The sequence below is a fragment of the Halogeometricum sp. CBA1124 genome (genome assembly GCF_009741955.1).
Taxonomy (GTDB): domain Archaea; phylum Halobacteriota; class Halobacteria; order Halobacteriales; family Haloferacaceae; genus Halogeometricum; species Halogeometricum rufum.
The window spans coordinates 1-14,123 of record NZ_WPCD01000084.1; the positions used below are offsets into that span (position 1 = coordinate 1).

11 protein-coding genes and 2 pseudogenes are annotated in these 14,123 nt (G+C 62.5%); 8 read left to right on the top strand and 5 right to left on the bottom strand.

Annotation, left to right across the window (positions count from 1 at the left end):
- A pseudogene (locus tag GJ632_RS11485) lies at positions 1-448 on the top strand (anthranilate/aminodeoxychorismate synthase component II); the annotation flags it as partial.
- Between the two features lie 193 nt (positions 449-641).
- A complete protein-coding gene (locus GJ632_RS11490; protein WP_191452976.1) occupies positions 642-1,184 on the top strand; it encodes a metal-dependent hydrolase in 543 nt (180 codons plus the stop codon).
- Between the two features lie 109 nt (positions 1,185-1,293).
- Here GJ632_RS11490 and GJ632_RS11495 read toward each other — a convergent pair whose 3' ends face one another.
- Positions 1,294-1,521, bottom strand: coding sequence for a hypothetical protein (locus GJ632_RS11495; protein ID WP_089808382.1), 228 nt, complete (start codon positions 1,519-1,521; stop codon positions 1,294-1,296).
- A 254-nt stretch (positions 1,522-1,775) separates the two neighbouring features.
- Between GJ632_RS11495 and GJ632_RS11500 the strand changes: the two genes are divergently transcribed.
- Both GJ632_RS11500 and GJ632_RS11505 read left to right on the top strand, forming a co-directional pair.
- Positions 1,776-2,492: a hypothetical protein gene (locus tag GJ632_RS11500; protein WP_191452984.1), complete on the top strand. Its 717-nt coding sequence runs from the start codon at positions 1,776-1,778 to the stop codon at positions 2,490-2,492.
- A 509-nt stretch (positions 2,493-3,001) separates the two neighbouring features.
- Entirely contained in the window at positions 3,002-6,136 is a 3,135-nt protein-coding gene (locus GJ632_RS11505) for an adenosylcobalamin-dependent ribonucleoside-diphosphate reductase (protein WP_191452977.1), read from the top strand.
- 51 nt (positions 6,137-6,187) lie between these two features.
- On the opposite strand, the gene GJ632_RS11510 is transcribed toward GJ632_RS11505, so the two are convergent.
- Entirely contained in the window at positions 6,188-6,952 is a 765-nt protein-coding gene (locus tag GJ632_RS11510) for a spondin domain-containing protein (RefSeq protein ID WP_191452978.1), read from the bottom strand.
- Positions 6,953-8,456: 1,504 nt separating this feature from the next.
- Here GJ632_RS11510 and GJ632_RS11515 point away from each other — a divergent pair.
- On the top strand, positions 8,457-8,993 hold the full coding sequence (locus tag GJ632_RS11515) for a GbsR/MarR family transcriptional regulator (RefSeq protein ID WP_191452979.1): 537 nt from the start codon (positions 8,457-8,459) through the stop codon (positions 8,991-8,993).
- Positions 8,994-9,028: 35 nt separating this feature from the next.
- Here GJ632_RS11515 and GJ632_RS11520 read toward each other — a convergent pair whose 3' ends face one another.
- Complete coding sequence (locus tag GJ632_RS11520) at positions 9,029-9,628, bottom strand: hypothetical protein (RefSeq protein ID WP_231751509.1); 600 nt, start codon at positions 9,626-9,628, stop codon at positions 9,029-9,031.
- Between the two features lie 221 nt (positions 9,629-9,849).
- Here GJ632_RS11520 and GJ632_RS11525 point away from each other — a divergent pair, with 221 nt between their 5' ends.
- The 3 genes from GJ632_RS11525 to GJ632_RS11535 are packed head-to-tail and all read left to right on the top strand — an operon-like array spanning position 9,850 to position 12,061.
- On the top strand, positions 9,850-10,731 hold the full coding sequence (locus GJ632_RS11525; RefSeq protein WP_191452980.1) for an ABC transporter permease: 882 nt from the start codon (positions 9,850-9,852) through the stop codon (positions 10,729-10,731).
- Positions 10,728-11,483, top strand: a complete 756-nt coding sequence (locus GJ632_RS11530) for an ABC transporter ATP-binding protein (protein ID WP_343161141.1) — start codon at positions 10,728-10,730, stop codon at positions 11,481-11,483. Before GJ632_RS11525 ends, GJ632_RS11530 begins: the two co-directional genes overlap by 4 nt.
- Positions 11,480-12,061 (top strand): hypothetical protein, encoded by a 582-nt coding sequence (locus GJ632_RS11535; RefSeq protein ID WP_191452981.1) that lies wholly within the window; start codon positions 11,480-11,482, stop codon positions 12,059-12,061. Before GJ632_RS11530 ends, GJ632_RS11535 begins: the two co-directional genes overlap by 4 nt.
- A gap of 838 nt (positions 12,062-12,899) precedes the next feature.
- On the opposite strand, the gene GJ632_RS11540 is transcribed toward GJ632_RS11535, so the two are convergent.
- Both GJ632_RS11540 and GJ632_RS11545 read right to left on the bottom strand, forming a co-directional pair.
- On the bottom strand, positions 12,900-13,574 hold the full coding sequence (locus GJ632_RS11540) for an HD domain-containing protein (protein WP_191452982.1): 675 nt from the start codon (positions 13,572-13,574) through the stop codon (positions 12,900-12,902).
- Positions 13,575-13,775: 201 nt separating this feature from the next.
- Positions 13,776-14,105, bottom strand: a pseudogene (locus tag GJ632_RS11545) (RPA12/RPB9/RPC11 RNA polymerase family protein).
- Positions 14,106-14,123: the final 18 nt, after the last annotated feature.

Sequence of the window (14,123 nt, forward strand, 5' to 3'; positions counted from 1 at the left end):
GGACCGGGGCACCCGAAGACGACCGCGACGTGGGCGTGACGACGGAGGTGTTGACGACGCTCTCGCGTCGGTGCCGACGCTCCGGCGTCTGTCTCGGCCTCGAAGCGGCGGTGTACGCCTACGGCGGTAGCGTCGGCCACGCCCCAGAGCCGATTCACGGCAAGGCGTTCCCCGTCGACCACGACGCCGCGGCGTCTTCGACGGACTGGACCAGGGCTTTCAGGCCGGCCGCTACCACTCGCTGGTCGCCACCGAGGTGCCCGACTGCTTCGAGGTGTCGGCGACGACGGACCACTTCGGCGAGGAACTCGTGATGGGCGTCCGCCACCGCGAGCGACCCATCGAGGCGGTGCAGTTCCACCCCGAGAGCGTCCTCACGGGCGTCGGCCACGACGTGATTCGGAACTTCCTCGACGTGGTCGTCGACCGCGAACGCGCCGTCGCCTGACACCGAGTCCGCTCCGACGGCAGGACTTCTCGGACGGCAACGCTCCCCCTCCTGCGCGAGGACCTGTGTCTGCGTCCCGAGCGCGTCCCGCCGTTTGAACCCCTTGTATGTGATGGCCCCGAACCCGCCGGAAACGACCGCGACGGGCGTTCTGGCCACCAGATACAACCCCATCACTCGTCTGTGTTCGTCCATGGTCGACATCATCGGACACGTCGGAATGGGACTGCTCTGGCTGACCGTCGCCGGTTGGCTGGCGTACGAAGACGAAGCGGCGCTCGGGTTCGTCGCCCTCGGCGCACCGTTCTCGCTCCTGCCAGACATCGACCTCTGGCTGTCGAAGGCGTTCGCCGGCATCAAACACCACGGCGTCGTCCACACCGTGCTGTTCGTGAGCGTCGCCGCCGTCGCCATCGGCGCCGTGCTGGGCAAGTGGGTCGTCCCGTGGCTCCGCTCGCGCTACCTGCCCGCGAACGCCATCGGCAACGACTACCTGTACGCCATCGGCGCGGTGTGGGTCGGCGGCGTCGCCCACGTCTTCGCCGACATGCTCTCCGCGCCGGACATCGCGGACAGCATCGAACCGCTCTGGCCGCTGTACCGGCAGTCGTTCGGCATCGACGTCTTCTACTACAACGACCCGGTCGTGAACTGGGGGCTGTTCCTCGGCGGCCTCGCGTTCACGGCGATTCTGTGGTGGCAGGCCGACACCGACGACACCGCCGCGACGGCGTAGTCGCGCCTCGCTGTCGTCGCCCGTCTCGTCCCGACTCGAAACCGCACGTCGAACGCGGACTCGAGGATACTCTTTCTGCGAGCGCGTCCAACGGACCGCGGCGACGGCCTCAGAGGCCGATGCCGAAGAACGAGAGCAACAGCAGGATGCCGATGATGACCGCCGCGATGGTGACGAGTCGCCACGCGATGTTCAGGACGATGCGTCCGACGATGACGACGACGGCGAGGGCCACGACGACGGCGAACGCCTGACCGAGCGGTGTCGAGAGCAGTCCGCCGAACTGCATCGGGAGGGAGGGGAGCGTCGCGAGCGCACCCGCAAGTGAAGGGTACATGGCGGATATATCAACCGCGGAGAGAATAAGTCTGTGGGCGTCGGTGCCGGACTGTCCGGCGATAGGACGGTCAGGAGAGGGGCCAGTCGGACGATAGAACAGGTGGGTGGCCGGGTGACAGCGGTCGGACGCTCGGGGTACCGTCGAGAGTCGCGACGGGGGAGGCTGACCGCCTCGGGATAGATTTAACACAGTGGTCCCGTCTGGTTTCAGTTAGAATGTCTACACGTACTGTCCGCGGGACGGTCGGCGGGATGGCGGAGTTGGCGAACCCGGCGTTCGCCGGTGGGGTCGTACTGGTGGCCGTCTCGGCGCTGGGATACGCGCTCACGGTCGCCTCGATACAGCACCACACCTACGTTCACGTGATGACGGGCCTGCTCTGGACGGGCATCGACGTCTTCCTCGGTGCCGTCCTCGGCCCGGTCGTCGGCGGCCTCGACGAGGAACAGAGCGCCGCGGTGTTCCAGCGACTGACGCCCAAGACGGCCTTTCTCCTCCCGTCGCTGGCGTTCGTCACCATCGCCTCGGGCCTCGTGCTCGCGCAGCGACTCGGCCTGTTCCCCCACTCGGAGCCGTGGCTCGCCCTCTTCACGGCCGCCAACCTGATACCCGTCTTCCTGCTGCTCGGCTGGCGGCTGAACGCGTGGTCCGACCTGCGCTGGCGGGCGCCGTTCGCCGTCGCCACCGTCGGCTCGCTGACGTGGGTCGGGCTCACGCTCGGACAGTTGCAGATGACGACGCCCGCCGTCGTCGTCGCCCTCGCCATCGTCACCCTGCTCTCTGTGCAGGGGTTCGGCTTCCTCATGCCCGGCGAGATTCGGATGTACGTCGAGATGCGCTCGCCCGACCCGGACCCGGGCGTCATCAGCGCCATCGGACAGCAGAACGCCAAGCTCGGCGGCGTGCAGGGGTTCTTCCAGCTGATACTGATTCTCGTCATGGTCTACCTCCGCTTCGGCGGGTTCTGAGTCGGTCCGACGGGGCCGTCGCGTTCCCGTCGTCGCCCCGGCGACTGAATTCCACACCGGCCGTTCTCACGGCGCGTTCAACGGTCTGAACGAGAGTAGTAATAGTTCTGATACTACGCCGGTGAACACGGGGTATATCAAATTCAAGTACCCCAACGGGTCGTCGTTGCTTATATACTCCCGACGGTTCGTGAGCTGTCGAACCCCCCTTCGGTTCCCGTGGATAACTTTACTCTGTCTGTCGATTCCCGACCCGAACGTAACACTTTCACTCCGCTTTGGCTACCGTTATTGGCAGACGAGCCGTATCCGATACCAGCCCTGTCGGGGCTGACGGGTGTGGTGCCGACAGTATGAACGGAATGTGACAGTTCGGACGCTGTTCACCGATACCGAAGCCTTAACGGACGCACCCACAATTACAAGCCATCGTTACAATGACCGGAACTGAGTCAGTCACACGATTCGAAATCGCCCAGCGTGGGGACACTGGGCGGGAGGAACAGTAGATGAGTCGCGCGGACCTCTCGGCGGACGACCTCGTCCTGCCCATCAAACGCACCGAGGGTGAGACGCTCGAAGACCGACTCACCGCGAACGCCTACCAGAACATCCTGCCGGCGCGTTACCTCCGCAAGGACGCCGACGGCAACCCGACGGAGGCGCAGGAGGACCTGTTCGCCCGCGTCGCCAAGAACATCTCGCTGGCCGAGGCCGTCTACGAGGCCGAGAGCCGGGACGTGGACGTCACGGTCACGCCCGAGCAGTTGAAGCCCGACCACCCGCGGCGCGACGAACTCGCCGCCGAGGTGTTCGGCAAAGGCGTGTCCGCCGAGGACGACGCCGAGACGACGCTGTCTGTCTACAACGTCAACAAGTTCGCCTACGACACCGTCGTCCCCGAACTCCCCGACGACGTCCGGGCCGTCGTCGAGGAGAAGCGCGAGACGTTCCAGGAGATGATGGAGTCGCTGTCGTTCATGCCGAACTCGCCGACGCTGATGAACGCGGGCGACGAACTCCAACAGCTCTCGGCCTGCTTCGTCGACTCGCCCGACGACGACATCACGGACATCCACCAGACGGCCAAGGAGGCCGCCGAGGTGTTCCAGTCCGGCGGCGGGATGGGGTACGCCTTCTGGAAGCTGCGACCGTACGGCGACGCCGTCGGGTCGACCGGTGGCATCGCCTCCGGTCCCATCACGTTCATGCGGACGTACGACCAGATGTGCGAGACCATCGCGCAGGGCGGCGCGCGCCGCGGTGCGCAGATGGGCGTCATGCGCGTCAGCCACCCCGACGTCATCCAGTTCATCCACGCGAAGAACAAGGACGTCTCGCTGGCCCACTCGCTCCGCCTGAACGACCCCGACGACTTCACGCACAACTCCTTCGCCGAGGCGCTGGAGGAGGCGCGCGAACTCATCGACGACGACGGGCGCGTGCCCAAGCACCTCCGGAACGCCGTCGAGGGGCATCTGTCGAACTTCAACATCTCCGTCGGCGTCACCGACGACTTCATGGAGGCGCTGGAGAACGGCGAGGAGTTCGTCTTCACCAACCCGCGCACGGAGGAACCCCACGTCGCCACGCCCGAGACCGAGGAGATCTACGAGATGTTCGGCCTCGGCGAGTACGTCGAAGTGGGCGAGGTGCTCTCCGTCCCCGCCGAGGAACTGTGGAGCCAGATGGTCGACGGCGCCTACGAGAACGGCGAACCGGGCGTCATCTACCTCGAACGCGTCAACAAACAGCACTCCTTCGACGTGGAGAAACACCCCGACCACCGCATCCTCGCGACGAACCCCTGCGGCGAACAGCCGTTGGAGGAGTACGAGGCCTGCAACCTCGGGCACATCAACCTCTCGACGCTCGCCGACCTCGACGCGCCGGACTGGCGCGTCTGGTACGACGAGCACGGCGACGACTACGACGACTTCGCCGCGGCCGTCGACGCGTTCCTCGAAGCGGCCATCGACTGGGACGAGTTCGACCACCGCATCGACGAGGGGACGCGCTTCCTCGAGAACGTCGTCACGATGTCGGACTTCCCCGTCGAGAAGATAGCGGAGAAGGTCCGCGCGATGCGGAAGATAGGCCTCGGCGTCATGGGACTGGCGCAGCTCTACATCCAACTGGGAATCCGTTACGGCTCCGACCCCGGTAACGAAGTCGCCCGACAGCTGATGACCCACATCAACCACCAGTCGAAGTGGGCCAGCCACGAACTCGCCGAGGACCGCGGCGTCTTCGAGGACTGGGGCGACTCGAAGTACGCGGACCCGACCGAGTACCGCGAGTGGTTCGAGCACCACACCGGACTGGACGCCGACGAGTGGGCCGACGGCTTCCCCGTCCGCAACCACAACACGACGACCATCGCGCCGACGGGCACCACGTCCATGATCGGCAACACGACGGGTGGCTGCGAACCCATCTACAACGTCGCCTACTACAAGAACGTCTCCGACGACGTGCAGGGCGACGAGATGCTCGTCGAGTTCGACGACTACTTCCTCCGCGTTCTGGAGGAGAACGACGTCGACGTCGAGGAGGTCAAGCGCGAGGCCCAACAGCAGATGGCGAACAACGAGTTCGACGGCGTCGAGGGACTGGAGACGGTGCCTGACGCCATCGGTGAACTGTTCGTCGTCACGGGCGACCTGTCGGGCAAGGACCACGCGGCGGTCCAGTGCGCCTGTCAGGAGGGCGTCGACTCGGCCATCTCGAAGACATGCAACTTCCCCAACAGCGCCTCGAAGGAGGACATGGACGAGGTGTACCGCTACATCTACGACAACGGCGGGAAGGGCGTCACCGTCTACCGCGACGGTACCCGCTCGAAGCAGGTGCTGACGACGCGCGCGAAGAACACCGACTTCTCCGACGAGGGTGAGGCCGCGGAGACGCTCGTCGAGCAGATAGAGGACGTGTTCGGCGGCATCGAGGGCTTCCTCGACAACGAGGCGGTCCGCAGCGCACTCGACGGCGAAGTCGAGCGACTCCTCGCGGCGGCCGACGGCGAGGTCGACCACGGCAAGAAGCGCCCGCGTCCGGACGTCCTCCACGGCGTCACCCAGCGCGTCGACACCGGCTACGGGAAGCTGTACGTCAACATCAACGAGGACCCCGAGACGGGCGAACCGTTCGAACTGTTCGCCAACATCGGCAACTCCGGCGGCTTCACCGCCTCGTTCACCGAGGCGCTCGCGAAGACAATCTCGACGGCGCTCCGGTCGGGCGTCGACCCGCAGGAGATAGCCAGCGAACTGCAGGGCATCCGCAGCCCGAAAGTCGCGTGGGACAAGGGCGAGCAGATAAACAGCATCCCGGACGCCATCGGCACCGCGATGCGTCGCTACCTCGACGGCGAGATAGACAAAGGGTATCCGCAGCAGCAGAACCTCACCGAACTGTCCGAGGAGGCCGGTGCCGGCGCGGAGAGCGCCGACGCGCCCGAACCGGACGGCGGGGCGGCCGTCGCGGACGACCCGAACCGCGAACAGGACGCGCCCGCGAACGACGCGATGGACGACCTGTTGGCCGCGGGCGAGAGCCCCGAGTGTCCCGAGTGCGGAAACATGACGCTCTACTACTCCGAGGGCTGCAAGACGTGCGAGTCCTGCGGCTGGTCGGAGTGCTGAGCCGGTAACACGAGGGGTTCGTCCCTCGATTTCTCTCTCTCTTCGGTCTCTCTACGCTATCCGTTCGACCTGCACCAACGCCACGGGGCCGTCCCAGTCGAACGCCTCGGGCACGTCGCCGACGCCCGTGATTCCGGGGTGTGGGGTGACGACGCCGTCTTCGGCGAGGGCCGGGTCGCTCGACCCCGTTCCGTCGATTCCCTCGCGGTGCTCGCCGGTGAGCGACTGCGCGGGCGGCACCAGGTCCGCGAACTGCTCGGTGTTCCGCTCGGTGCCCGCGTCGTATCCGGCCGCGAAGTACGTCAGCGAACCGTTCACCGCCTCCGGGAGCGGCACCGTGTCGAGGCCGGCGAAGCCGTCGTTGGTCGCGACGAGCATGCTGACGAAGCTCAGGTACCGGGCGCTGGCGTCGGCGGAGACGTGGAGTTCGGCGAAGTACGGGTATCCCGTGTCGCCGGGGTCGGCGCGCGGGACGAGGGGACCCTCGCCGACGGCCACGCCGCGGACCGCGTTGGACGACTCGGCGAACTCCGAGAGCGGTCCGAGGTTGCCGTTCTCGGCCACCTGTTTGACCGCCTCGCTCGCCGCTTCGCCCACCGCGAACACCTCGACGTCCGGTCGGTGGGCGACGACGGCGGGCGGCGTGAACGGCTGGTAGTCGGTGCGGTTCGCGACGGTGACGCGGTAGTTCTGCGCGCCGTTCGACCCGTCCTGCTGTGCGACTGCTGACCCGCCGAGGGCGAGACTGCCGACGGCGGCGACGCCCGCCGCGCCGAGAAACGCCCGCCGAGTGGTCGAGAGCTGCTTTCGTGGCATCGAATTCCTCCGTCGGAACGGACGAGAACCGGGATAAAAGCCGTTTTTCGAAGTTCGTGTCGACTCTCTACACAATTCCGTTCGGAATCGGTGACTGTCCGGAGATGGGCTTCGTCGAAACTCTCGGCAACGAACACGTACGACGTGCTGGATACAGAGGGTGAGTTCAGCACAGCAGCTTCATCTCTTTCACGCTGAAGAAAGCAAACCAGCTGGTCAGTAGGTGTACAAAGTGAACTCGGAGACCCTACCGTGGTTCAAAAATAATCTCTGGATTAAATATAGTGAAACTAAGCAACCCAGTCAACAAGAGAATCGCGGCGACACGCAATCCACCTGCTATCTGTCGGCGCTCCGTTGGTAGGGACTCAGCAAGCCCAGACAGAGCGAATCCAACCGCCATAACAAGCGAGCTAATGTCGGAAACACCGCGTAGAATATCGTAGTAGATGTAAATACTCAACATAACGAGCGAGCTAGCAAACATTACGAGCGCGTGGGTCCTTCCAGATGGCTCACTGAACACAATGTCTCTGATTTTGGAGGGCATGGGACGGTCTATTCTCCGGATAATGTAAATACATGTGCTAAAACGACGAGCCGCCAGCCATGGTCTTTCCATGGTGCCGAGCCACGCACAGACAGACCCAATATTGACCGATTCACAGTTCTGATTTGTATCCGAGGTCGCTGACCGACTCGCGCCTTCTATTCAGCACGGCCGCTGAAACCTCACCGAACCCTGTCAGAATCGGCGTGCAACATACAGAGGGTGTAGTCCGCAACGGCAATCGGGGTCGTTTCCGGCATCGAGTGTCACAACTTCGGAGGCTGATTCGATGCGGTCCGTCTCGAACCAACTCCAACCGACGTTGGTAGTGGCCATCTTGTCGCTTTCGTGACCAGTGCAGGGCTGAACAGTAGTATCTCAGTGAGAGATAGTCGACGTTAGACGCTGTTATCACTCCAAGTGAGTACACCGAAGGGTGATTGAGTCCCAGTCTGGCGGCAGAACTGCTGAAGAGACCGATTCGCCCACTCGCCAGCAGTCAATATCGGCGCAGTCTCTATCTGTCCGTCGACAGTGGGCCTCAGCAAGAACTCCGTAAGACGCCAGATACTGTGGAGCAGCACGGTAAACACGGAGTGGAACGATTTCACACGGTAGTCCTTCGACGAGGTGTTCGCGAGGAAATCGTTCTCGATCGATTTGTACCCGTTTTCGATCTTCGAAGTACGGGAGATAAGTCACCGGGGGGGTTCGGGGGCGTGTTCGTCCGACCACGTGGTGACTCCGTGTTCGTCGGTTGGAGGGCCGATAGTCAGCGGGAAGTCCGTGGTCGCCTGGAGTGAGCCGGTGAACACGACGCGTGCAGGGAGGAGCCGGTTTCTGTTCGTCTTGTTCGGCTCATTCCGAACGAACAGAGCAAACCATTTAATATTTGCGGTACTTCACTACCGGTAGACCCAGAATGCAATCGGACACAGGTTCCACCGTTTACGCATGACCGATGAGGGTGTCGCCGCCGCGCGTGAGACGGTTATCGAGTCGATGGAGCGCTCGGCAGAGGTCTACGGACTGAGCAGAAGTGCAGGGAGAGTCTACGGCGTGCTTTACTTCACGGGTGAACCGCTCTCGATTCCCGAACTCGTCGAACGGACCGGATACGCTAAGTCGACGATCAGTACGGTCACTCGCCGACTCGACCGACTCGGCGTCATCCGACGCCGGTCTTCCCGCGGAGGCGGCAGACGAGTCCAGTTCGAAGCGGAGGCCGACATCTGGTTCATCCTGCAAGACGTCCTCCAGCAACACCTCCAGCGAGAGATGCAGGCATCTATCCGTTCGCTGGACCGCGCAGCGGAGGATCTCAGCGACCTCGACGAGACGGACGCCTCTCGGAGCCAACTGGAAAAGATCAGAGAGATCCGCCGAACGTACGAGGAGTTGCAGAAACTAACCGAGCTGGCGACCCAGTACTCGGCATCCGAACTAGTCGAGGCGATTTCCCAGTACGCCGACCAGCGAGACGAAGACTGAGATCAGGTTATCGACCAGATGTCGTACGAATCGGATCACCAGTAGACGGTGTACACACAGCGGTCGTCTCCGTTTCGTCGACACGTGTCACCGTGCTCTTCGAGAAAGACGAACGAATCCACCGGAGCGTAGCGTTGTGCGACTGCTCGAACAAGACCTCGATCGAATTCACACGGGTAGGGATTGTTACAGACGACGTCGCCTTCCTGCTCTCCCGTTTTCTCGAATCGATAGGATCCGATCTCACTACCTCGATGGTTGCGCTGGTAGGCGTCGTCGATGGATCGTAAGCCCTCTTCGACCGACTGGACGTCTTCGGGCCAGTTCGCGACCGCGGGTATCTGTTCGCCGAGACGATCGAGGACGTGCGGTTCGAGGTCGTCTCCAATCGCCTCGAACGCGTTCAACCACGCCTGTTGGGGATACCAGTTGTTCGGATCTGGGTCGGTGATCCCCTGATTCGCGAGGGCGTCGAAGGCGCGGTCCCGGTATCGCTCCGAGAACTGGGCGAGGGCTTCCTCGGCGACGTTCAGTATCGTCCGGCCGTTCACTTCGACGTCGGAATCAAACGCCTCGTACTGAGTCATTACCGAACCTGAGGTAGACACACCCTTGAGCTTTCGTACTCGCCGCATCACTAGCACTGGACCCTCGAGAGGAAGTGTATCGCCAATAGGTCCTCGCACTTCAGTCGAACTCCAAGTGAAGTGTCCGATCCTGAGGGGTCAACGAACCAGAAACAACGGAAAGGGCTCAGTCGCGGTAGTCGGGTAGCGAGATGGTGTGGCGGCGATTCATAAGTCGGACACCGCGTGCAAAAGTAGAGCTTTTGTGACGTCTCCCTGTCTCCCCATCCATGCGGTGGTCCCCGCTTGCACGCAGCGAATATCGGACAGTACTCTCCTCCAAGGGAGCGTGGATACTCGCTCTCCTCGTCGTCCTCTGGGGGTTCCGACCGACCTATGCAGGATGGGACGCGGTCGGACGAAACATCACCATCGGCTACGTCCAGATTGGGAGCAGTCTGTTCCTCCCGATTGGCGCTCTCCTCCTGTCGTATCAATCGCTCATCGGTGAGCGAACCACGGGCAGTATCAAGTTCCTCCTCGGGTTACCGTTGACGCGAACGCAGATACTGTTCGGAAAGACGACCGGGCGGTTCGTGGGTGTCGGGGCGGCGATGGTCGCGGCAGCGCTCCTTCTCGCCGGTATCGGTCTCGTCGAACATGGCCCGTTCGGGCTGCTTCCCTTCCTCGGGACGCTCGTCGCGACGCTGCTGCTCGCCGGCGTGATGGTCGCCGTCGGCGTGTTCGTATCGACAGTTACCCGACGAACTGTGACGGCTGCGACGGGCGTGTTCGCGTACTTCTTCGTGACGTTGTTCTGGAGTCAGATCGTCACGTCGGTCTATACCGCCGTCACAGGCGTCCCCGTCGATCCGTACGACGCCCCGGCGAGTGGGCCGTTGTTTCTCGCACTCAGGTTGACCCCAGACGGTGCGTACAACGTCCTGACGAACTGGTTTCTCGGTGTGGGCAACTCGACGGAACTGTTCCACATCGTCTACACCAAACTCGATCCGGGCATCTCGGTGAACGCATTCGTCGTCGAAGCGGCGTTCGGCGGGAGCGGTCCGTGGTACCTCCACCCCGCGCTGAGCGTGGTCGTCTTACTCGTCTGGGTGACGGTGCCGTTGGCTCTCGCCCGCCGTGTCTTCACTCGGGGTGACGCACTGTGAGTTCACCGGGGCCAGCAATCGAAGCCGACGCGTTGACCAAGGAGTACGGCGACGTTCGTGCGGTCGAGAGCCTCGACCTGACGGTCGAGCGCGGCGAAACGTACGGATTCCTCGGCCCCAACGGTGCCGGGAAATCCACGACGATCGGACTGTTGCTCGATTATCTTCGACCGACCTCGGGGACGGTCCGCGTCCTCGGGAACGATCCACAGAACGATGTCGTCGAACTGCACGACCGGACCGGTGTTCTCCCGGACCGATTTGGCCTGTACGAAGACCGAACTGCACGTCAGCACGTCGCGTTCGTCGCAGAGACGAAACGAGTCAACGACGACCCTGAAGCGCTCCTCGAACGCGTCGGACTCGGAGATGCCGTCGACGACGATGCGGGTGACTTCTCCAGCGGAATGGAGCAACGGTTGGCGCTTGCGATGGCGCTCGTCGGCGAGCCCGAACTGCTCGTCTTGGACGAACCGTTCAGCGGCCTCGATCCACACGGCGTCCGGCGGGTACGGGAGATCGTTCACGAGGAGAACGAACGGGGGGCGACGGTGTTCTTCTCCAGTCACGTTCTCGGGCAGGTCGAACTCGTCTGCGACCGAATCGGCGTTCTCCACGAGGGCCAGTTAGTCGCCGAGGGAACACTCGCCGAGCTCCGAGACCGAGCTGCGGTACCTGACGGCGCGACGATCGAAGACGTGTTCGTCGAACTCACCGACGCACGTGTCGAGGACGGAGGTGAGCGGCGATGAAGCGCCGGACCTTCTTGGCGACGAGTACACTGTCGGTCGCTGGTCTCTCCGGCTGTCTCGGTGACACCGAATATCGGATCACCAACGCGGCCACAGAGGTGTCTCTGGAAGGGCTCTCGATGTCGATGCGCCTCGCGAGCGCGAACGCGACGATCGAACGTCCAGCCGCACTCACACTCGCGCTGGAGAACACCGGGGAGGAATCAGTTCGAATTCGCAGTTACGGCGTCTGGCCGTTCGGCGTTCTCGCGCTCGCCCCGTCCCCGACACCGGACGAAGACACGTGGGAGACGACGCTGTTCTCCCCGTCGTACGAGGCGACCGACCGGATCGAGGTCGGCCGTGGTGGCTCGTCGCTGTCGCTGGATGGGACGCCGATAACCCGGGCGCTCGAACCCGACGAGACAGTCACTAGACGATACGAGCTTCGTGGCGACGACCTCCCGCGCGCGGGGACGCACTACATCGTGGACAAGTTCGATGGACGAACGCCCCGATATTCGAGCGGTAACGACTGGGAACCGCTCGGGTATCAGATCCGTCTCAGTATCGAGGAGAAACGGCGATTGCCAGTATAAGAGGAGTGCTTCCAGACGGGCCTCGTTCCGAAACCCGAACGCTTTCGGTCCGTCTCTCCCAGGCGGTCGCACTCCACAACGCGTGGTCGAAGATAGCGAAAGGTACGCTCTCTGGCCTGCCCCACCCAGATACGCCGGGCTGGCACGGCAGTTTGTCAGCGATACGTTTGGAACACGCGTCGAGGAACGCGTCGAACCCACCCGAGCACTCGGATGCGTCGAAGGCAAAGACGAACCTGAAAAACACATCTTGGTGAAGAGACCGGAGTGCGACCTAGTGCCAGCAGGGTCAGAGTGTCGCACGGTTCTCGAGATAGGTCACGGGGGCTCTGTTGAAACCCTCCGCTGATGACAAATCCGCCGTGCGAGAGACAGAGGGGGTATGCAGCACGGTGGCAGCGTTTGTTCCACTCTTCCTCTACCGAATCAACCTACTGTCTATGGTGCGAGTTTCATGGGATGTCGTCCCTCTCAAGCCCGGATTAGCGAGAAGAACGAATACAAGACGAAGAGGACAGAAACGCCGAAAAAAATACCAAGCTGCGCTATCATTTCCTAATAAGGGTGCAGCCATTATTGCAAACGGAATTGAGACGATAGCCGACTGAATCGACTTCATGTAGTGTTTTGAAATTCCACTACCTGTATCAGACATACTCTGTAGCCTCACCGTCACCTGATACGAGTTTTGGAAGGGTTGGGTGTCACCTGTCTCGGTGAGATGCTATCTGAAATGGGATTTCTGACCGAACTACAACCCGTGTTCCCGTCTGCTTCGGCTGACCGACTCGCGCTCTGTATCAGCACGGCCCCAGCGAACTATCTGCGCCGGAGGATTTCAACAGAGCCACGATTCTCTATCCGGGTCGATTTCACGGCTGAACTGCTCGAAGAAGTTCTCGACAAAGTCCCAGCGAGACTCCCCGAGGCGTCGGCCTGGGTCGGTGTATAGCGAGTCAAGACGCTCTCGTGCCCACTCGCGTAAGAGGTCGATATCCGGTAATTCAGGATAGTCTCCTTCGAGTGTGGACGCGTCGTCGATAACTGCGTACTGCTCACCGGTGCGCCCTGAACGCTCGCCGACGATACAGGCGAGTCGTACGATCCCGACCGCGCCAGCGGCGTCGAGCTTGTCAGCGTCGAAGAGCAGTTTCGCCTCAGTCGTCTCTGGTTCGGGAGAGCTCGCCCGGATGCTATGTGCACGAAGGCAGTGCTCGACAGCGGTGACCCGGTCAGGTGCCACGCCTTCAGCCTGGAGAAGGGGTACGGCTTCGGTGGCCGCCCATTCGTCGTGATCTTCGATCTCTCCGATCCGTTCGAGTGGTCGGCCGATATCGTGGAACCACGCTGCTGCAGCCAGTACGTCTCGGTCGATACTATCGGGATGCTGGTCCGCTAACCGGAGAGATACGTCACGAACTCGTTTCGCATGGAAAATGTCGTGTGCAGGGAATGCATCCTCGTAGTACGAAAACGATAGCTCTCTGGCGAGGGGACCTACTCCGGAGGGCATTGCTGTCAGAGAGTTGCCGCAGAACGCTTAGTGGTTATGAAGTACGCAAGTTGACCTAAAACGGGTTCACGACTGAGGTGTGGAACAAACCACACGCAACTGCTGACTGCAGAGGGTGTATGCAGTACGCCGGCTTCTTTTCTTTCGTGCTGGAGACGTTGAACCAGTCGCTCAGTGAGCCTGCGAATCGAGTGGTTTGGGTTACCGGGAGTCAGGACCCGCGCACTTGTGGCCGCACTCGACGCAGGTGAACAGCCGAACCTCGTAGGAACCGCCCGGCTTCGGCATCATCTCGTAGTAGGCTCGGTCGCTGTCGCAGTCGTCGGCTGGACAGGGCTCCTGCATCGTCTCGGTGGAGTTTTGGGTCGCGTCGGCCACGGCGGGTGCTCCGTCGTCCTGCTGTCCGTCCTGGATCGCCATCTCCGCTTCCGCTTGCGAGTCCCGCGACTCTTCGTTCTCACAGGAGCGACACGTCCACGTATCCCCCTCCCGTATGCCATCATCGAACCACACTCCGTCACAGAATTGCATATAAACCAAGAAAGAACA